General features: G+C 64.3%; 17 protein-coding genes and 2 tRNA genes. 14 read left to right on the top strand and 5 right to left on the bottom strand.

The annotated features are described in order from the left end of the window. The first annotated feature begins 64 nt into the window (after positions 1-64). The 10 genes from iscB to lnt all read left to right on the top strand — a co-directional run bounded on the left by iscB (position 65) and on the right by lnt (position 10,761). Positions 65-1,420, top strand: a complete 1,356-nt coding sequence (gene iscB / locus MIN45_RS03840) for an RNA-guided endonuclease IscB (protein ID WP_286293485.1) — start codon at positions 65-67, stop codon at positions 1,418-1,420. A 28-nt stretch (positions 1,421-1,448) separates the two neighbouring features. Continuing rightward, entirely contained in the window at positions 1,449-2,417 is a 969-nt protein-coding gene (gene accA / locus MIN45_RS03845; protein WP_286293486.1) for an acetyl-CoA carboxylase carboxyl transferase subunit alpha, read from the top strand. Then, entirely contained in the window at positions 2,414-3,736 is a 1,323-nt protein-coding gene (gene tilS / locus MIN45_RS03850; RefSeq protein ID WP_286293487.1) for a tRNA lysidine(34) synthetase TilS, read from the top strand. Before accA ends, tilS begins: the two co-directional genes overlap by 4 nt. 137 nt (positions 3,737-3,873) lie before the next feature. Beyond that, positions 3,874-4,248, top strand: coding sequence for a hypothetical protein (locus tag MIN45_RS03855; protein ID WP_286293488.1), 375 nt, complete (start codon positions 3,874-3,876; stop codon positions 4,246-4,248). 161 nt (positions 4,249-4,409) lie between these two features. Beyond that, on the top strand, positions 4,410-5,447 hold the full coding sequence (locus MIN45_RS03860; protein ID WP_286293489.1) for a cytochrome-c peroxidase: 1,038 nt from the start codon (positions 4,410-4,412) through the stop codon (positions 5,445-5,447). 134 nt (positions 5,448-5,581) lie between these two features. Continuing rightward, positions 5,582-6,904 carry a tRNA (N6-isopentenyl adenosine(37)-C2)-methylthiotransferase MiaB gene (miaB, locus tag MIN45_RS03865; protein WP_286294115.1) on the top strand — a complete coding sequence of 441 codons (1,323 nt, stop codon included), beginning with the start codon at positions 5,582-5,584 and terminating at the stop codon, positions 6,902-6,904. A 71-nt stretch (positions 6,905-6,975) separates the two neighbouring features. Continuing rightward, positions 6,976-7,968, top strand: coding sequence for a PhoH family protein (locus MIN45_RS03870; protein WP_286293490.1), 993 nt, complete (start codon positions 6,976-6,978; stop codon positions 7,966-7,968). Positions 7,969-7,971: 3 nt separating this feature from the next. After that, on the top strand, positions 7,972-8,442 hold the full coding sequence (ybeY, locus tag MIN45_RS03875; protein ID WP_286293491.1) for an rRNA maturation RNase YbeY: 471 nt from the start codon (positions 7,972-7,974) through the stop codon (positions 8,440-8,442). Beyond that, positions 8,439-9,290, top strand: a complete 852-nt coding sequence (locus MIN45_RS03880; RefSeq protein WP_286293492.1) for an HlyC/CorC family transporter — start codon at positions 8,439-8,441, stop codon at positions 9,288-9,290. Before ybeY ends, MIN45_RS03880 begins: the two co-directional genes overlap by 4 nt. Then, positions 9,280-10,761, top strand: coding sequence for an apolipoprotein N-acyltransferase (gene lnt / locus MIN45_RS03885; RefSeq protein ID WP_286293493.1), 1,482 nt, complete (start codon positions 9,280-9,282; stop codon positions 10,759-10,761). The genes MIN45_RS03880 and lnt overlap by 11 nt, the downstream gene beginning before the upstream one ends. A 46-nt stretch (positions 10,762-10,807) precedes the next feature. Here lnt and MIN45_RS03890 read toward each other — a convergent pair. Both MIN45_RS03890 and MIN45_RS03895 read right to left on the bottom strand, forming a co-directional pair. Beyond that, positions 10,808-10,883 (bottom strand) — tRNA-Asn (locus MIN45_RS03890). A 26-nt stretch (positions 10,884-10,909) separates the two neighbouring features. Beyond that, positions 10,910-10,986, bottom strand: a tRNA-Arg gene (locus tag MIN45_RS03895). A 136-nt stretch (positions 10,987-11,122) separates the two neighbouring features. On the opposite strand from MIN45_RS03895, the gene MIN45_RS03900 reads away from it, so the two are divergent. Both MIN45_RS03900 and MIN45_RS03905 read left to right on the top strand, forming a co-directional pair. After that, complete coding sequence (locus MIN45_RS03900; RefSeq protein ID WP_286293494.1) at positions 11,123-13,627, top strand: glycogen/starch/alpha-glucan phosphorylase; 2,505 nt, start codon at positions 11,123-11,125, stop codon at positions 13,625-13,627. A gap of 66 nt (positions 13,628-13,693) precedes the next feature. After that, positions 13,694-14,512, top strand: a complete 819-nt coding sequence (locus tag MIN45_RS03905) for a hypothetical protein (protein ID WP_286293495.1) — start codon at positions 13,694-13,696, stop codon at positions 14,510-14,512. Here MIN45_RS03905 and MIN45_RS03910 read toward each other — a convergent pair. The 3 genes from MIN45_RS03910 to mtnA all read right to left on the bottom strand — a co-directional run bounded on the left by MIN45_RS03910 (position 14,507) and on the right by mtnA (position 16,957). After that, positions 14,507-15,205, bottom strand: a complete 699-nt coding sequence (locus tag MIN45_RS03910) for an SDR family NAD(P)-dependent oxidoreductase (RefSeq protein WP_286293496.1) — start codon at positions 15,203-15,205, stop codon at positions 14,507-14,509. The two genes, MIN45_RS03905 and MIN45_RS03910, sit on opposite strands and share 6 nt — an antisense overlap. A gap of 250 nt (positions 15,206-15,455) precedes the next feature. Then, positions 15,456-15,920, bottom strand: a complete 465-nt coding sequence (locus MIN45_RS03915; RefSeq protein WP_286293497.1) for a tRNA (cytidine(34)-2'-O)-methyltransferase — start codon at positions 15,918-15,920, stop codon at positions 15,456-15,458. Further along, complete coding sequence (gene mtnA / locus MIN45_RS03920) at positions 15,920-16,957, bottom strand: S-methyl-5-thioribose-1-phosphate isomerase (RefSeq protein ID WP_286293498.1); 1,038 nt, start codon at positions 16,955-16,957, stop codon at positions 15,920-15,922. Before mtnA ends, MIN45_RS03915 begins: the two co-directional genes overlap by 1 nt. 51 nt (positions 16,958-17,008) lie before the next feature. On the opposite strand from mtnA, the gene MIN45_RS03925 reads away from it, so the two are divergent. Both MIN45_RS03925 and MIN45_RS03930 read left to right on the top strand, forming a co-directional pair. Then, positions 17,009-18,340, top strand: a complete 1,332-nt coding sequence (locus MIN45_RS03925) for a TRZ/ATZ family hydrolase (RefSeq protein ID WP_286293499.1) — start codon at positions 17,009-17,011, stop codon at positions 18,338-18,340. Then, positions 18,337-20,214, top strand: a complete 1,878-nt coding sequence (locus MIN45_RS03930; protein WP_286293500.1) for a multicopper oxidase family protein — start codon at positions 18,337-18,339, stop codon at positions 20,212-20,214. The genes MIN45_RS03925 and MIN45_RS03930 overlap by 4 nt, the downstream gene beginning before the upstream one ends. Positions 20,215-20,220: the final 6 nt, after the last annotated feature.

Below are 20,220 nucleotides of genomic sequence, written 5' to 3' on the forward strand. Positions count from 1 at the left end.
GAGGGGAGACACCCTGAAATGGGTGCGTTACCAGGCCCGTAAGGGCGTTTTTGGAGAGAGAACCATGGCCGTTTTCGTACTCGACAGACACAAAAAGCCACTGATGCCTTGCTCGGAGAAGCGGGCGCGGCTGCTTTTGGAACGGGGCCGGGCGGTGGTGCACCGGCGGGCGCCGTTCGTCATCCGCCTCAAGGACCGCACGGTGGCGGAATCCCAATTGCAGCCGCTGCGCCTGACGCTCGATCCCGGTAGCCGGGGGACCGGGATGGCCCTGGTACGGGAGACCGAGCGCCTTAATCCTGAAACCGGCCAAATCCACCGGGAACGGCAGGTACTGACGCTGCTGGAACTGTTCCACCGCGGCCACCTGATCCGCAAGCAACTGGCGCAACGGGCGGCTTTCCGCCAGAATCGGCGTTACCGCAAGACCCGCTACCGCCCGCCCCGGTTCGCCAACCGCAGAAGGCCGGACGGGTGGCTCGCCCCATCGCTGCAACACCGGGTGGATGCCACACTGGCGTGGGTGGAACGGCTCTGCCGCTGGGCGCCTGTCACCGACCTTTCGCTGGAACTGGCGCGTTTCGACACCCAAAAGCTCCAGAATCCGGAAATCTCCGGGACCGAATACCAGCAGGGCGAGCGGTTCGGCTACGAGGTGCGGGAATACCTGCTGGAGAAGTGGGGCCGGCAATGCGCCTACTGCGGCGCTGAAAACGTGCCGCTGGAAATCGACCACATCCACCCCAGGTCCCGCGGTGGCAGCGACCGGGTGGGCAACCTTACCCTGGCCTGCCGGGATTGCAACCAGGCCAAGGGCAACCGGGACGTCAAGGAATTTTTGTCCGGCCAACCGGATCGGCTGGCGCAGATTTTGGCGCAGGCCAAGGCCCCGCTCCGGGATGCGGCGGCGGTCAACGCCACCCGCTGGGCGTTGCACCAGGCGCTGGTGGCAACCGGCCTTCCTGTCGAACCCGGTACCGGAGGGCGGACGAAATGGAACCGCACCCGCTTTGCCATCCCCAAGACCCACGCCCTGGATGCCGCCTGTGTCGGGCAGGTGGATGCGGTACGAAACTGGCGCATTCCCACCCTCGGTATCCGTTGTACCGGAAGAGGCAGCTATCAACGCACCCGGCTGAACAAATATGGTTTCCCAAGAGGCTATCTGAACCGCCAGAAATGCCACTTCGGCTTTCAGACCGGCGACTGGGTGCGGGCCGAGGTACCCTCGGGCAAGAAGGCCGGCGTCCATGTGGGCCGGGTGGCCGTCCGGGCTTCGGGCAGTTTCAATATCCAGACGCCCCAGGGCGTCGTGCAAGGGGTCCATGCCCGCCACTGCCGCCTACTGCAACGGGCGGACGGGTATGGGTATTTCATGCAACCCAAACCAACGGAGGCCGCGCTTTCCTCCTCCGCCTGAAGGCGGGGGTCTCCAGCGTGGGAAACAGATGAAAAACCCCCTCAACTATCTCGACTTCGAACAACCCATCGCCGAACTGGAAGCCAAGATCGAGGAGCTGCGCCGGGTCGGCTTCGATAACGAAATCAACATCTCCGAGGAGATCGCCCGCCTGGAGGAGAAGAGCCGCAAGCTCACCGCTTCGGTCTTCTCCAACCTGTCCGCCTGGCAGATTTCCCAGCTGTCGCGCCACCCGCTGCGGCCCTACACCCTGGACTACGTCCAGCAGATCTTCACCGACTTCCACGAGCTCCACGGTGACCGCACCTTCGCCGACGATCCCGCCATCGTCGGCGGCCTGGCGCGGCTGGAAGGGCGACCGGTGATGGTGATCGGCCACCAGAAGGGCCGCGACACCAAGGAGAAGATCCGCCGCAACTTCGGCATGCCGCGCCCGGAGGGCTACCGCAAGGCCCTGCGGCTGATGCAGCTGGCGGAAAAGTTCCACCTGCCGGTGCTGACCTTCATCGACACCCCCGGCGCCTATCCGGGCATCGACGCCGAGGAGCGGGGCCAGAGCGAGGCCATCGCCCGCAATCTCTACGTCATGTCCCAGCTCAAGACCCCGATCATCTGCAGCGTCATCGGCGAGGGAGGCTCCGGCGGGGCGCTCGCCATCGGCGTCGGCGACCGCCTGCTGATGCTGCAGTACAGCACCTATTCGGTGATCTCACCGGAAGGCTGCGCCTCCATCCTGTGGAAGAGCGCCGACAAGGCCGAACTGGCGGCCGAGGCCATGGGCATCACCTCCGAACGCCTGGAGGCGCTGGGGCTGATCGACGAAACCATCCCCGAACCCTTGGGAGGCGCCCACCGCGACAAGAAACAGGCCGCCGCCAACATCAAGGCCGCCCTGCTCAAGCACCTGGAACAACTGGAACGGATGCCGCTGCCCCACCTGCTCGACGAGCGCTACCGGCGCCTGATGCGTTACGGCGTCTACGACGAGGATACATGAATGAACTGCGCCAACGGCTCCATCGCTTCCTGAGCGCCCATCCGGCCCGCCGCTACTGGATCGGTTACAGTGGCGGGCTGGATTCTCACGTGCTGTTGCACCTCTGTGCGGAATTACGGCCAGAAACCGGCCTCGTCTTCGCCGCGGTCCACGTCAACCACCGACTCCACCCCGACGCCGACCTGTGGCAGGCGCACTGCCGCACGGTATGCGAGCATCTCGCCATGCCGTTCCAGGCGGCGGTGGTGGACGCCCGCCCCGCCGCCGGGGAAAGCCCGGAGGAAGCCGCCCGCCGGGCCCGCTACCGGGCCTTCACGGCGACGCTGCAGGTGGGCGAGGCGCTGCTGCTGGCCCAGCATCAGGACGACCAGGCCGAAACCGTACTGTTGCAGCTGCTGCGGGGCGCCGGTCCCGCCGGTCTGGCGGGGATGCCGGCCAGTGCGCCGCTGGGCGCGGGCAGGCTGTTGCGCCCCTTCCTCGACATCCCGCGCCGGACGTTACAGGACCATGCACAGGCGCAGGGACTGAACTGGATCGACGATCCCAGCAACGCCGACACCCGTTACGACCGCAACTTCCTCCGCCACCGGGTCATGCCGCTGCTGCGCCGGCGCTGGCCCGCCTGCGCCCGCACCCTGGCCCGCAGCGCCCGCCACTGCGGCGAGACGGTCGCGCTGCTGGAGAAGGAAACCAACCTCGCCCTGGAAACGCTGGTGGCGGCGGACGGCAGTCTCGATTTCGCCTCCCTGACGACCCGCCCGGAACCGCAACGACGCGGACTGCTGCGGGCCTGGCTGAAACGTCAGGGCGCCCGCCCCCCCAGCACGGTCTATCTCGACCGTATCCTCAGCGAGTGCCGGCAGGCCGCAGGCGACCGGATTCCCTGCATCCGCTGGCGCGGCGGGGAGGTGCGGCGCTGGCGGGGGCGGTTGTATTTTCTCAGCGCCCCACCGCCGCCCGCAATCGATTGGCACAGCCCCTGGGACGGGCGCGCCGCGCTCCTGCTGCCCGACGGCTCCTGCCTGGAGGCGGCCCCGGCGCCACGCGGCATCCCCTTGGCCCTGTGGCAGGAGCGCCCCATCACGGTCCGCTACCGCCGGGGCGGGGAGATCCTCCGCCAGCACAGCCACCGGCGCCCGTTGAAAAAATTCCTTCAGGAGCAAGGCGTCCCGCCGTGGCGGCGGCAACGCCTGCCCCTGGTCTATCTCGGAGAAGAATTGGTGGCCGTGGCCGGTCTCTGGTGCGCCGAGCTGACAAACCGAGCCCCGGCGGTGCGGCCGCGATGGCTCCCACGGGGTTTGCAATCGCAAAGGTTGTGATAGAATCGATCCCGTACGCCCAAATCACGCAATACGAATCAAACATCGATTAAGTTGAACCGGGCGATCATCTCATCGACGCTACGAGTCACTAAACAACCAATACCTTGTGAGGGGGTTTAACTATGAAAAAAACCATGAAGACCGTTCTGACCGCCGCCATCATCGCCGTCTCCGGGGGCGTGATCACCGCTTACCCCACCGCGCCGCTGGCCGCTGAAACCGCCGAAGGCGTGACCGCCGCCATCGCCGAAGTGAAAGCCAACCTGGAAGAAGCCCTGAAGCTGGCCCAGGAAGGCACCGACCCCCGCGCCGTGCTGGACGCGCTGGGCGCGGTCAAACAGGCGGCCAAGGAAATCACCGGCGACCAGTTCGGCATGCCGGTGCAGCGTCTGATGGGCAACGTGCGCCGCGCCCGCGGCATGGCCCGCCGTGGCGATCTGGCCGGCGCCGAGGAACAGATCAAGCAGGCCCTGGAACAGGTCAAGAATTTCCCGGTTTCCGGCCGCTGAGCGACGGTTTTCCCGTCGTTTCCGAAAAACCCGCTCTTTGGAGCGGGTTTTTTCGTTGAGCGCCTCCCCCAGTGGCAAGCTGTCTGCGCTTGTGCTTCAATATCGCCTCGCACCCTGCGTCAAGTTTCGAACGACAACAATTCCGTTTCGAGGAGGCATCCATGTTCAAACGCAAATCCATCGTCGCAGCGCTGGCGCTCGCCGGCGCGACCGGGCTGGCGAGCGCCGCCCAATGGCAGGCCCTGCCGGAAAGGGCGCCGGAACCGGCGGACAACCCCACCACCCCCGCCAAGGTCAAGCTGGGGAAACTGCTCTACCTGGACCCGCGGCTGTCGTCCACCGGCACGGTATCGTGCAATTCCTGTCACAACGTCATGGCCGGGGGTGAGGACAACCGCCCGGTGGCGGCCGGCGTCCACGGCCAGACCGGCGGCCGCAGCGCGCCTACGGTCTGGAACGCCGCTTTCAACGCCACCCAGTTCTGGGACGGCCGTGCCGCCAGCCTGGAGGATCAGGCCCGGGGGCCGGTGACCAACCCCATCGAAATGGGGATGAAAAGCTGGGACGACGTGGTCGCCCGGCTGAAACAGATTCCCGAATATCCGCGGCTGTTCAAGGAAGCCTTCGGCCCGGACGCCGAAATCAGCGAGGACAACGCGGTCAAGGCCATCGCCGCCTACGAGCGCACCCTGATCACCCCCAACAGCCCCTACGACCGTTACGTCAAGGGCGACAAGTCGGCCCTGACCGAACAGCAGGTCCGCGGCATGAAAACCTTCGCCGAAGTGGGCTGCATCGGCTGTCATTCCGGCCCCGCCTTCAACGGCCAGATGGGGCAGGGTACCGGGGTGTTCCAGAAATTCCCGATGTTCGACAACCCCTACTTCGAGGGCAAGTACGACTTCAAGGACGACCTGGGCCGCTACGAGGTCACCAAGAACGAGGCCGACAAGCACTTGTTCAAGGTCCCGACCCTGCGCAACATCGCCCTGACCGCTCCCTACTTCCACAACGGCGCGGTCAAGACCCTGGACGAAGCGGTGCGGGTGATGGCCAAGCTGCAGCTCAACAAGGACCTGTCCGACCAGCAGGTGGAAGACATCGTCGCCTTCCTCAACGCCCTGACCGGCCCGTTCCCCAAACAGGACCTGCCGCGCCTGCCGGCCACACCGGGCAGGACTTTCGACTTCGTCAAATGACCCGCAGCAGGCTGCAACCGACGGACGGGCGCCTTCCGGCGCCCGTTTTTTCTCCCCCCGAAAGGCGGATTGACCGAATCGACATGGTGTCGATTTGATATAATTTCTTGTTACTCCAAAAGAATTTCACCACCATGGCGCAAAAGCTCTACATCCAGACCTACGGCTGCCAGATGAACGAGTACGACTCGGCCAAGATCCGTGACGTGCTCGCAGCTTCCCACGGCCTGGAGTTGACCGACGATCCCGGAGAGGCCGACGTTCTCCTGCTCAACACCTGTTCGGTGCGGGAAAAGGCTCAGGAGAAAGTGTTCTCCCAACTGGGACGCTGGAAGCCCCTCAAGCGCAAGCGCCCCGGCGTGGTCATCGGCGTCGGCGGCTGCGTCGCCAGCCAGGAGGGGGAAGAAGTCCAACGCCGCGCCCCCTACGTGGACATCGTCTTCGGCCCCCAGACCCTGCACCGCCTGCCGGAGCTTCTGGAACAGGCCCGCAACGAACGGCGGCCGGTGATGGACATCTCCTTCCCGGAAATCGAGAAGTTCGATTCCCTGCCCCAGCCGCGCGCCGAAGGTCCCAAGGCCTACGTGTCGGTGATGGAGGGATGCAGCAAGTATTGCACCTACTGCGTGGTGCCCTATACCCGCGGGCCGGAGGTCAGCCGGCCGCTGGCGGACGTGGTCGCCGAGGTGAAAGCTCTGGCGCGCCAGGGCGTCAGGGAAGTCAATCTGCTGGGGCAGAACGTCAACGCCTACCGGGGCGCGACCGCAGACGGCGACGAGGCCGATCTGGCCCTGCTGCTGTTCGAGATCGCCGCCATCGACGGCATCGAGCGCATCCGCTTCACCACCTCCCATCCGGCCGAGTTCGACGACAATCTGATCGAGGCCTTCGCCGCGATTCCCCAGCTGGTCGATCATCTCCACTTGCCGGTCCAGGCCGGCAGCGACCGCATCCTGGCGGCGATGAAACGCGGCTACACCCGCCGCGATTACGAGCGGCGCATCGCCAAACTGCGCGAGGTGCGCCCGAACCTGTCGCTGTCGTCGGACTTCATCGTCGGCTTCCCCGGCGAGACCGAGGAAGACTTCGAGCAGACCCTGGACCTGATCGAAACCGTCGGCTTCGATCACTCCTACAGTTTCATCTACAGCCCCCGTCCCGGCACCCCGGCGGCGGAACGGGCCGACGACGTGCCCCTGGAAGTCAAGAAACGGCGCCTGGCCCGCCTGCAGGTCTTGATCCAGCGCCAGGTGCGGGCGATTTCGGAAAGGATGGTCGGCAGCCGCCAGCGCATCCTGGTGGAAGGGGCCTCGCGCAAGAACCCGCGCGAGCTGTGCGGGCGGACCGAAAACAACCGGGTGGTCAACTTCATCGGCCCCCCGCAGCTCATCGGCCGTTTCGCCGAGGTGGCCATCACCGAGGCGCTGCCGAACTCCTTGCGGGGCCGTCTGGTCTAAGCTATGCTAGCCGAAAGACACGCGCGCAAGAGGTGTTCAACCAGCCCGGTCAAGGGCTCAACCCAACTTCATTGACAGACCGACAAGCCACAACCCTGCAGATCACCCTGGAGCCCGCCGACAACCAGAGACTGGCCAATCTGTGCGGGCAGTACGACGAAAACCTCAAACAGATCGAACAGCGCCTCGGCGTCGAAATCGCCAACCGCGGCAACCGTTTCCGCATCGCTGGCGCCAGCGAGCCGGTGGAAACCGCCTCCCGTCTGATTCAACAGCTGTTCCAGGTCTCCTCCTCCGAGGACATCACGCCGGAACGGGTCCATCTGTCGCTGCAACGGGCCCATCTCGACACCCTGCTGCAGGACAAAGACGAGGAAGCGCCGATCGCCATCCGTACCCGCAAGGCGGTGATCAAGCCCCGCGGCGCCCACCAGCAGCAATATCTGAAGAACATCCAGTCCCACGACGTCAACTTCGGCATCGGCCCGGCCGGGACCGGCAAGACCTATCTGGCGGTGGCCTGCGCGGTGGCGGCGCTGGAGGAGGAACGGGTCAAGCGCCTGATCCTCACCCGTCCGGCGGTTGAGGCGGGCGAGCGCCTGGGCTTCCTGCCCGGGGACATGGCCCAGAAGGTCGATCCCTACCTGCGCCCACTCTACGACGCCCTGTACGAAATGATCGGCTTCGAGCGCGTGGGCAAGCTGATCGAGCGCCACGTCATCGAGGTCGCGCCCCTGGCCTTCATGCGCGGCCGCACCCTCAACGACGCCTTCATCATCCTCGACGAGGCCCAGAACACCACGGTGGAACAGATCAAGATGTTCCTGACCCGGGTCGGCTTCGGCTCCACCGCCGTGATCACCGGCGACGTCACCCAGGTGGACCTGCCGCGCGACCGCCAGTCGGGCCTCAAGCACGTACTCGAGGTGCTCCGGGAGGTGGAGGGCATCAGCTTCACCTATTTCGACGCCCGCGACGTGGTCCGCCATCCGCTGGTGCAGCGCATCGTCTCCGCCTACGAGGCCCACGAGCGCCGGCAGGCGCAAACCGACGGAGCCGTCTGAGCCGTGGACGCCCACCCTCCCGAGGTGGCGATCCAGATCGCCACCGAATCCCCCCACCCGGAACCGGAAGACCTATGCCGCTGGGCCGAGGCCGCCCTCGAAGGCAAGGGGGGTGAGGTTTCCCTGCGCCTGGTGGACGAAACCGAAATCACCGATCTCAACACCCGCTACCGCCGCCAGGCCAAAGCCACCAACGTCCTCAGCTTTCCCTTCGACGCCCCGCCGGGGGTAGACCTGGATTTCCTGGGGGACGTGGTCATCTGCGCCCCGGTGGTCAACCTGGAAGCCGAACGACAAGACAAGACGCCTGAGGCCCATTGGGCCCACATGGTTGTCCACGGCGTGCTGCACCTGCGGGGCTTCGACCACATCGACCCGGACGAGGCCGAGATCATGGAAGCGCGCGAGCGCGAGATACTGGCCCGCCTGGGTTTCCCCGATCCCTATCAAACCGAGGAACCGACGTCATCATGAACGAACAAGTCGCCGACAGTAGCAGTTGGGTCGAGCGTCTCAGTCAGTTTTTCACCGGCGAGCCCAAGGACCGCAAGGATCTGCTCGCCATTCTCCGCGACGCCCAGAAGCGTCACCTCATCGACCGCGACGCCCTGTCGATGATCGAAGGGGTGCTGATGGTCTCGGAGCTTCGGGTCCGTGACATCATGGTGCCCCGGGCGCAGATGGATGTGGTTCACCAGGACGCCTCCCTCAGCGACGTCTTTCCCATCGTCATCGACACTCACCACTCCCGTTTCCCGGTCATCGGCGAGGACCGCAGCCAGGTGGTCGGCATTCTGCTGGCCAAGGACCTTCTGCCCTACGCCTACCGCCAGAACCTCCAAACGCCGGTCAAGAAGCTGATGCGTAAAGCCCTGTTCGTGCCGGAAAGCAAACGCCTCAACGTCATGCTGCGGGAATTCCGCCAGCAACGCCAGCACATGGCCATCGTCATCGACGAATACGGCGCCGCGGCCGGTCTGGTGACCATCGAGGACATTCTGGAGCAGATCGTGGGGGAGATCGCCGACGAGCACGACCTGGAAGAGGAATATATCTTCCGCCGCAGCAACCGGGTCTATACCGTCAAGGCCATCACCCCCATCGAAGAGTTCAACGCCTACTTCGACGCCGATCTGAGCGACGAGGACTTCGACACCATCGGCGGTCTCATCGTCCACACCCTCGGTCACGTGCCCCAGCGGGGCGAGAAAATCCAAATCGACCGCTTCGAGTTCGAAGTCCTGCGCGCCGACAACCGCCGCATCCACCTGCTCAAGGTGAAGCTGCTGGAACCCAAGCCGCAAACGTCCCGTGCCGACTGACCGACTGCGGCCGCTGCTGGCCTTCGGCGCCGGCGCCCTGACACCGCTGGCCTTCGCGCCTTTCCATCAGAGCTGGATCGCACCGCTCACCCTCGCGGCGGCGTTCTGGCTGTGGCTGCACGCCCGCAGCGTGGGCGGGGCCGCCCGCGACGGATTCCTGTTCGGACTGGGGCTGTTCGGCCTTGGCGTCTGGTGGGTGTTCGTGAGCATGCACACCTACACCGGGGCCGGGGCCGGGGTGGCCGGCCTGCTGACGCTGCTGTTCGTCAGCGTGCTGGCGCTGTTTCCCATGCTCGCCGCAGGTTCAAGCCGCTGGCTGGCGGACACCGACACCCCACCGTGGCAGCCGGTGCTGCTCTACCCGGCCGCCTGGGTGGCGCTGGAATGGCTGCGGGGCTGGATCTTCACCGGCTTCCCCTGGCTGCAGCTGGGCTACAGCCAGACCACCGCCCCCCTGGCCGGTTATCTGCCGGTCTTCGGCGTCCTCGGTGCCAGCTGGGTCCTGGCGCTGACCGCCATCGTCCTGGTGCAGCTGCTGCGGCGGCAGCCGTTGCACCGCTGGGTCGCGGCAGTGGTCGTCCTCTGGCTGGCCGGCGCCGGCCTGCACCGGATCGACTGGAGCGAACCGGCCGGCCCGTCCCTGACGGTCAGCCTGCTCCAGGGCAACATCCCCCAGGAAATGAAATGGCGCCCGGAAAGCCGCCGGCAGATCGTCGCCACCTATCTGGAGATGACCCGCCAGCGCTGGGGCGCCGACGTGATCGTGTGGCCGGAGACGGCCGTGCCCTACTTCCACCATCAGGCCAAAAAGGACCTGCTCGATCCCCTGCAGCAGGAGGCCCTGAGACAGGGCACCAATCTGCTCATCGGCATCCCGGTCAAAGACGGGCAGGGCCGCTACTACAACGCCCTCGTCAGCCTGGGAAAAACCCCCGGTATGTACTTCAAGCGCCACCTCGTGCCCTTCGGGGAATACCTGCCGCTGCGGCCGCTTCTGGGTTTCTTTCTCGAACTGATTCAGTTCCCCATGAGCGATTTCACCCCCGGCGGCGACGATCAGCCGCCGCTGCGGGCCGCCGGCCACCCCCTGGCGCCGACGATCTGCTACGAGGACGCCTTCCCCCGCGACACCCTGCGCTACCTGCCGCAGGCCGCCTACATCGTCAACGTCAGCAACGACGCCTGGTTCGGCAACACCATCGCCCCGGCCCAGCACCTGCAGATGGCCCAAGCCCGCGCCCTGGAGGCGGGCCGCTACCTGCTGCGGGCCACCAACACCGGCCTGACCGCGGTCATCGGTCCCCACGGGCGCATCCTGGCCCAGGCCGCCCCTTTCGTCCGCACCTCCCTGACGGCGACCTTCGTCCCTCTGCAGGGCATCACACCTTACGTGCGCTGGCACGACTGGCCCCTCGCCGCCGCCTTTGCCGGATTGCTGATCTGGGGAATCGCGCAGCGAAGGAAGCGCTGAAAGAAGAAAGGCCCATCCGAAGCATTACGGATGGGCCTTTGCCGATTGGCTCCCCGGGACGGACTCGAACCGCCGACCCGGTGGTTAACAGCCACCTGCTCTACCAGCTGAGCTACCGGGGAGTGGAAAACCGATTGTATCTTGAAATTGGCGCGCCCGGAAGGATTCGAACCTCCGACCACCTGGTTCGTAGCCAGGTACTCTATCCAACTGAGCTACGGGCGCAGCGCTTAGAGATGCATAAATATAAGCACGTGTTCCCCGCTTGTCAAGCTTTATTGCGCGGCGCGGTTTGGCACCAACGCGGGGGATTGCTTACAATGGAAGCTTTGCTTCATCAACTCCTTAGCGGAAATCGCCTATGCCCGTGCAACCTCTGGTCAAAAGCCAACCCTGCGAATCGATCACCGAACTGGAACCGCTGGGGATGGATCCCGAATCGATTCAGCGCGACTACAAGCGTCACTTCAACTATACCCTCGGCCGCGACCGCGACTGCCGCTCGGCCCACTACGCCTACACCGCCTTGGGGCTGGCGGTGCGCGACCGCATCATGGAGCGCTGGCGCGACACCCGCCAGCTGTGCAGCACCTCCCTGTGCAAGCAGGCCTATTACCTGTCGATGGAATTCCTCCTCGGCCGCACCTTGGGCAACGCCATGCTCAACCTGGGGCTGAAGGACGCCGCCACCCGAGCGCTGTACGAGCTGGGGATAGAGATGGAGGAGCTGATCGAGATCGAACCGGACGCCGGCCTGGGCAACGGCGGCCTGGGACGGCTGGCGGCCTGCTTCCTCGACAGCTGCGCCACCCTGGAACTGCCGGTCATGGGCTACGGCATCCGCTACGAATACGGCATGTTCCGCCAGGTGATCGACAACGGCTACCAGGTGGAGGAGCCGGACCACTGGCTGCGCAACGGCAACGTCTGGGAGCTGGAACGGCCCGAACTGACGGTACGGGTGCGCTTCGGCGGCCGTACCGAGGTCGTCGGCGACGGCAACGGCGGCATTCAGCGGGTGCGCTGGCTCGATACGCACGACATCCTGGCGGTGCCCTACGATGTGCCGATCCCCGGCTACCGCAACGACACCGTCAACACCCTACGGCTGTGGAAATCCATGGCCACCGACGAGTTCGACCTGGAGGAATTCAACGCCGGCGACTACCCGGAAGCGGTGGCGGCCAAGAACACCGCCGAGCAGATCTCCCTGGTGCTGTACCCCAACGATGCCAGCGAGAACGGCAAGGAACTGCGCCTGCGCCAGCAGTATTTCCTCGCCTCGGCCAGCCTGCAGGACGTGCTGCGCCGCTGGGTCTGGACCCACGGCGAGGACTTCAGCCAGTTCGCCGACAAGAACGCCTTCCAGCTCAACGACACCCACCCGGCCATCGCGGTGCCGGAGCTGATGCGCCTTCTGATGGACGAGCACGGGCTGGGCTGGGACGAGGCCTGGAGCATCACCACCCGCACCATGGCCTACACCAACCACACCCTGTTGCCTGAGGCCCTGGAGAAGTGGCCGGTGCGATTGTTCCGGCAGCTGTTGCCGCGGCTGTTGGAAATCATCTACGAGATCAACGCCCGCTTCCTGGCCGAAGTGGACAAACGCTGGCCCGGCGACGGCGAGCGCCTGGCGCGCATGTCCCTGATCGAGGAGGGGCACGAACCGCAAATACGCATGGCCTATCTGGCCATCGTCGGCAGCTTTTCGGTCAACGGCGTCGCCGCCCTCCATTCGCGCCTGCTCACCGAGGGGCTGTTCCGCGACTTCTACGAACTGTGGCCCCACAAGTTCAACAACAAGACCAACGGCATCACCCCACGGCGCTGGCTGGCCTGGGCCAACCCCGGGCTGAGCGCCCTGCTCACCGAGACGCTGGGCGAGGGCTGGGTCACCGACCTGAACCGCCTGCGGGAACTGGCGCCGCTGGCCGGCAAACCCGAGTTCCAGAAACGCTGGCAGGAGATCCGCCGCCACAACCGCCAGCGGCTGATCGACTTCGTGGCACGGGAAACCGGGGTGGAAATCCCCGCCAACTTCATGCTCGATGTCCAGGTCAAGCGTATCCACGAGTACAAGCGCCAGCTCCTCAACACCCTCCACGTCATTCACCTGTACGACCGCATCAAGCGCGGCGACGTGGCCGACTGGACCCCGCGGGCGGTGATCATCGGCGGCAAGGCCGCCCCCGGCTACCTGATGGCCAAGAAGATCATCAAGCTGATCAACAACGTCGCCCAGATGGTCAACAGCGACCCGGACACCGAAGGGCTGCTGCGGGTGGTGTTCCTGCCCAACTACCGGGTTTCGGCGATGGAGGTGATCTGCGCCGGCGCCGACCTGTCGGAACAGATCTCCACCGCCGGCAAGGAGGCCTCGGGCACCGGCAACATGAAGTTCATGATGAACGGAGCCCTGACCATCGGCACCCTGGACGGCGCCAACATCGAGATCCTCGAGGAAGTGGGCGAGGAGCATTTCTTCCTCTTCGGCCTCACCGCCGCGCAGGTGGAGGAAATGCGCCGGCACTACGACCCGATGGGCTTCATCAACCGCGACGAGGATCTGAGCCGGGTCATGCGCCTGCTGGAAACCGGTCATTTCAACCGCTTCGAACCGGGAATCTTCGACGACGTCATCGGCTCGATCAAAAACCCCCACGATCCGTGGATGACCGCCGCCGACTTCCGCAGCTACGTGGAGGCCCAGAAGCAGGCCGCCGCCCGCTTCCGGGATCAGAAGGCCTGGACCCGTTCCAGCATCCTCAACACCGCCGCCAGCGGACGCTTCTCCACCGACCGCACCATCGGTGAATACAATCAGGATATCTGGAAGCTGACGCCGCTACACCAGCTTCGCTGACCGCAGCGGCCGCAACCATCAGGAAGGCGGACCGCTTCGGTCCGCCTTTTTTCGTGGAGAAACGCGATGACGCACCTGTCCAAAACGACCATTTTCCACACCCTCAAATACCTGATCTATCTGCTGCTGGCCTACGATGCCTGGCAGTATTTCCAGCAGGACTACGCCGCCAGCCGCCAGATTCTGGGCGCTGGCTTCAGCTACCAGCAGTTCGTCGAGAGCTTCGCCATCACCATCGACGTGACCTCGTGGCTGGTGCTGCTGCTGTGCTTCGAGGTGGAAACCGTGTGGTTGCCGCCGGAGAGGCTCCGCGGCTGGGTGTCCTGGCTGCTCCACGGCATCCGCGTGGTGTGCTACTTCTTCGTACTGTCGTCCTACTACGGCTACATCGCCAAATATCTGCTGTTCACGCACACGGCGCCGCTGCCGGTGGCCGATGTCTGCGAACTGGCGGGACGGGGCTACACCTGGCTGCAGGGGCTGGACGAATATCCGCCCCTGGATGCGGCAAGCTGCCAGCGCCTGCGGGAGCTGCCTTTGGCGCTGATCGCCGGCACCCGTATCGTCGCCGATCTGGCGACCCTGGAGGAAACCCGTTTCATGGCCTGGGTGGACGTGCTCTACGCCACCACCTGGCTTTTGGTGATCGCCATCCTGGAACTGGACGTCTATCTCAAGGAACGGGGAAAACTCAAAGGCTGGGTGCTCAAGATCAGCGAGATCATCAAGGCGGTCCTCTACCTGGGGCTGTTGGGCGGGGCCGTTTTCTGGGGCCTCAAAGGGGAATTCCTGGATTTCTGGGATTCCTTCCTGTGGCTGGCCGCCTTCGTGCTGATCGACCTGGACGTGTTCGGCATCACCGCCGACGCCGAGCCGGCCTCATAAGGTACGCACGTCCAGGAACGACCCGCTTTCGTATTCCCTGAGCCGGGGGAAGGTGGCGGCGAGCCGTTCTGCCGCTTCCTCCGGCGACAGCTTCTCCACCTCCTGGATGCGCTTGACCGAAGGATATTTCTCCGTGTCCGCCGTCTCCACCACCTTGGCCAGCATCGGGGTCCAGATGATGCCCGGCGCCAGGGCGGTCAGGTGGGTGCCCGCCATCTCGCGGGCGTAGAGCTTGAGCAGGGCGTTGAGGCTGGCCTTGGAGAGGGAATAGGCGTTCCAGCCCCGGTTGCAGTTGACCGCCGCCCCGGAGGAAATGCCGACGATCTGCTCCACCGGCAACTCCAGGTCGATCAGGGTGTCGAGCAGCACCTTGTTGGCCCAGACGTTGACCGTCATCACCCAGTCGATCTCGTACAGCGGGGTTTCGGTCATATCCTTGATGGCGCCGAGCACCCCGGCGTTGAGGATCACCAGGTCGAGCCGCCCGGCGTCGGCGAGCAGCTTGCGCAGGGCCGGGCCGACCGCTTCCAGCTGCTGCAGGTCACAGGGCTGGAAGCGCAGCCTGGGATGACCGGCGAGATCGTCGGGCAGATGGCGGCCGAGGGCGAAGACCCGATCGCCCCGGTTCAGATAATATCCGGCCAAGGCCTTTCCGAGGCCGGAGCCGATACCGGTGATGAGGAGGTTGGCCATGGATTTACTCCTGGTAGGCTTCGCCGCGTTTCATCCGCAACGTCCGCGATCAAACTTTCCGACCATTCCAGGGGCTCCCGCTCTCGTTCCTCATCCTCGGCCATTTCCCGGTAAGCGGCGTCCATGTCTTCGGGGACGACGAAGGGTCGGGCCAGATCTTCGAGGAAACGGCCGATCCGCCCCCGGCCGATTTTACGGTGCAGCCCCTCGTAAACGGCTTATCAAACCATAACCTCAACCTCGAAAATCGTCAAACCGCCCCACTAAACCCCTGCTGCCGCCAGGCCTCGTAAACCGCCACCGCCACGGCGTTGGACAAATTCAGGCTGCGGCTCGAAGGCGCCATCGGCAGCCGCAGCTTGCGTTCATCCGGCAAGGCGTTGAGGATCCCGGCAGGCAGGCCGCGGGTTTCCGGGCCGAACAGGAGGGCATCACCGGGTTCGAAAGCCGCCTGAGTGTGCCAGCGCCGGGCCTTGGTGGTGAAGGTGAAAATCCGGCGCGGGGCGACCACATCGAGAAAGGCGGCGTAGCTGCGGTGGACGCGGACCACGGTCAGATCGTGGTAGTCGAGACCGGCGCGGCGCAGCTTCCTTTCCTCCAGATCAAAACCCAAAGGTTCGATCAGATGCAGGCGGCAGCCAGCGTTGGCGCACAGGCGGATGACGTTGCCGGTGTTGGGGGCGATCTCCGGTTCCAGCAGGACGACGTCGAACATCAGCCCCGCAGGGTCTCCAGCGCGTCCCGGCCCGGCCGCACCACCCCTTTTTCAGTGACGATGGCGCTGATGAGATCGGCCGGGGTCACGTCGAAGACCGGATTCCAGGCACCCGCCAGGCTGTCCTCCCGTTGGTAGTAGGCCGGCAGCAGTTCGGCCGGGTCGCGTTCCTCGATGGGAATCAGACCGCCGTGAGGGGTGTTCCAGTCGATGGTGGCGGTGGGCGCTACCACCATCAGTTTCACTCCGTGCCGGCGCGCCGCCACCGCCAGGGCGTAGGTGCCGATCTTGTTGGCGGTATCACCGTTGGCGGCGATGCGGTCGGCGCCCACCACCACCCACTGGACCCGCCCCTGGCACATCAGGAAGGCGGCGGCGGAATCGGCGATCAGCGTCGCCGGGATGCCGTCCTGCTCCAGTTCCCACAGGGTCAGACGGGCGCCCTGGTTCCAGGGGCGGGTTTCGGTGGCATGGACAGTGAAACCGGGCCGCCGCTGCCACAGGGTACGGATCACCCCCAGGGCGGTGCCGAACCCGCCCGTGGCCAAAGAGCCGGTGTTGCAATGGGTCAGAATGCCGCTCAGGTCACCGATGACCTCGGCCCCAAGTTCCCCCATGCGGCGGTTGGCGGCCACATCCTCGGCATGGATTCTTTCGGCTTCGGCAAGCGCGGCAGGGCAGGGATCGCCTTCGGCCGCCAGCACCACGCGGCGCATCCGTTCCAGGGCCCAGACCAGGTTGACCGCGGTGGGGCGGGAACGGACTAGGCGTGCGAAATCGGCCTCGATGGCCTGGCGCCAGGTTTGCGGCGCTTCCCGGAAGCGCTGACACGCCGCCAGGACCACCCCGTAGGCGGCGGCGATGCCGATGGCGGGCGCCCCGCGCACCTGCATGGCGGCGATGGCGGCGGCGACCTCGGCGGCGGTGGTGCAGCGGCGGTACTCGCAGCGGTCGGGCAGCAGGCGCTGGTCGAGCACTTCGAGAGCGGTTCCGGTCCAGCGCAGGGGACGGACCCGGTCGTGGGCGGATGGATGCATGTCGCGGCTTTCCGTGCTAAAGTCTGTCGGCTCTGGAACCCGAGGCCCCCTATGGAACCCGTAGATATCCTGATTCAGGCCGGCTGGATTATACCGGTCGTCCCCGCCGGAGAGCTACTGGTGGACGGCGCCGTGGCCGTCGCGGACGGCCGCATCGTCGCGCTGTGCAGCCGGGAGGAAGCCGAACGCCGCTTCCAGGCGGCGGAAACCGTGTCCCTGCCGGACCACGCCCTGATTCCCGGCCTGGTCAACGCCCACACCCACGCCGCCATGACCCTGCTGCGCGGCATCACCGACGACGTGCCGCTGATGGAATGGCTTAACGACCACATCTGGCCGCGGGAGGTGCGCTGGGTCGATGCCGACTTCGTCCGCACCGGCACCCGCCTGGCGGTGGCGGAGATGCTGCGGAGCGGCACCACCTGCTTTGCGGACATGTACTTCTTCCCCGACGCCGCCTGGGAGGTGGTGCGGGAAACCGGCATCCGCGCCGCCCTGGGGCTGATCTTCGTGGACTTCCCCACCCCCTGGGCCCGCTGCCCGGAGGAGTATCTGGAGAAAAACCGGGCGCTGCTGCAGAACTGTCCGGCCGACGACCAGATCCAGTGGCTGCTGGCGCCCCACGCCCCCTATTCGGTCGGCGACGCCACCTTCGAACGCATCGCCGAACTGGCCGATCACGCCAATCTCCGGGTGCACCTCCACCTGCACGAAACCGCGCAGGAAATCCACGAGAGCCTGGACCGTTACGGCGAGCGCCCCCTAGCCCGGCTGGATCGGCTGGAATTGGTGAACGAGTGCCTGCTGGCGGCCCACATGGTCCATCTGACCGAGGAGGAAATCGAAACCGTCGCCGAGCGCGGCGTCCACGTGCTCCACTGCCCCGAATCCAACCTCAAGCTGGCCAGCGGCTTCTGCCCCGTGGCCCGCCTGGCCGACCGCGATGCCGCGCTGGCGCTGGGCACCGACGGGGCGGCGAGCAACAACGACCTCGACCTCATCGGCGAGATGCGCACGGCGGCGCTGCTGGCCAAAGGGGTGGCCGGCGACCCGGAAGCGCTGCCGGCGGCCAGGGTCCTGGAAATGGCCACCCTGGGCGGGGCCGAGGCGCTTCATTTCGACCACTGCATCGGCTCCCTGGAACCCGGCAAGTACGCCGACATCGTCGCCGTCGATCTGGGCCGGCCGGAAACCCAGCCCTGTTACGACCCCATCTCCCAGATCGTCTATGCCGCCACCCGCGAGCAGGTCACCGACGTCTGGGTCGGTGGCCAGCAACTGTTGACCCAACGTCGCCTGACTCGGCTGGACTGGACGGCGCTAAAAGCGGAAATTCGTCCCTGGGAAATTCGTTTGGCTGAACCTTTGGAACAACTGGAATGAACACGAAAAAACAGACTTTCAAGGTATTCGCGGGCATTATATTGAGCCTATCGGCCTTGGCGGCGCAGGCAGACTGGAAAGTGGCGTTAAATATTCTCGGACATCCTATGAAGAAAGCAGGCGAGGCGCTGGAACTCAACTTGGAAACCCAAGGCGATGAAGGGTTGGCGGACATATATCTGGCAGTAAAGAAACTGCCAGACGGTCCCTTCTCGTTCATATCATCCGATTCATCCGCCACACAGTTCACCACCGAGCCACACCCTTATGCCACAGGAATTACCAACAAAAACACAAACCATAGGTTTGAAATACCCAAGCTATCACGCGACATTCCGGCTGGTAAATACGCATTCTACGCCGTAGCCGTGCCAGTCGGCGCCAATGTGTTCAATCAGGATGCTTGGTTAAGCCCGCTCGCAATCAAGGAAATATTTTTTGTAAACAACAACAATACGCTGCCTGTTCCCCCATTGCTGACTGGCACATTGAACGACGCCGGGCAAAAAGTTTTCGAGCTTAATCTCCAACGGGGCCAAAAGAGCTTCCTGCCTGGAACCTCAACCGAAACGTTCGGCATCAACGGGGATTACTTGGGGCCTACAATCCGCCTCTCCAAGGGTGACAAAGCCTTGTTCAAAGTCACCAATCATTTAGGAGAGCGTACGACGATTCACTGGCATGGCGCTCATGTTCCTGCCGCTATGGACGGCGGTCCCCATCAGGTCATAGAAGCCGGTGAGACCTGGCAGCCATCCTTCGAGATCATGCAACCCGCCGCCACACTCTGGTATCACCCCCATTTGCACGGCAAGACAGGCGAGCATGTCTATAAAGGTTTAGCGGGGTTCTTCATTGTCGATGATGAAGTCAGCGATAGTCTGCCCTTGCCAAAAACCTATGGCGTGGACGACATTCCCATCGTGATACAGGATCGAAACATCGATCCCGATGGCACCATGAATTACACAATTAACAACATGGAAAACATGATGGGTTTTCGTGGCGCCTACATCCTGGTCAACGGAGCAGTAACGCCGACCCTGGAAACCAAAGCCCAGATGATTCGTCTGCGGTTGCTCAATGGTTCCAATGCGCGAATTTATAACTTTGGGTTTTCGGACAACCGAACGTTCTACCAGATCGCCACCGATGGCGGTCTGCTGCAAACCCCGGTACCCATGAATCGCCTGCGCCTAGCGCCGGGCGAACGTGCCGAAATCTTGCTCGACTTGAGGCAAGACATCAACAACTACCTGATATTGAAGAGCTACTCCGAGGAAACCACCCCTTCCCTCATGCGAGACAGCATGATGTCTCGAGGCCGCATGATGTCCGATGATCTGGATATGCAGACATTCGATGTCATGTATATTCGCATAGGCGAGATTGGCGATAACGGCGCCTCCCTTCCAAGCCAATTGACTTCCATAGATTGGCTCCAAAGCGCCACCGCCGTCAGAACCCGCACCTTCGTATTGGGCATGGGCATGGGCATGGGCATGGGCAGGAGATTCTCCCAATCAACCGAAAGGCACATGTTCACCATCAACGGTCAATCCTTCGATATGAATCGTATTGACGAAACCGTACGCTTGGGAGATACGGAGATATGGGTGATTCGTAACCAATCCATGGCGCATCCGTTTCATATGCACGACGTCCAATTCCAGATTCTGGATAGGAACGGCGCCCCACCATCCGCCAGTGAAAAGGGGTGGAAAGACACCGTATTGGTCATGCCCAATGAAACCGTGCGTGTTATCGCCCGCTTCGATGATTTCGCAGATCCCGATCATGCCTATATGTATCATTGTCATATCCTTGAACACGAAGATGATGGCATGATGGGGCAATTCATCGTCGTGCCTTGAGCCAAG

The sequence above is a fragment of the Methylomarinovum tepidoasis genome (assembly GCF_030294985.1).
In the GTDB taxonomy this organism is placed as follows: domain Bacteria; phylum Pseudomonadota; class Gammaproteobacteria; order Methylococcales; family Methylothermaceae; genus Methylohalobius; species Methylohalobius tepidoasis.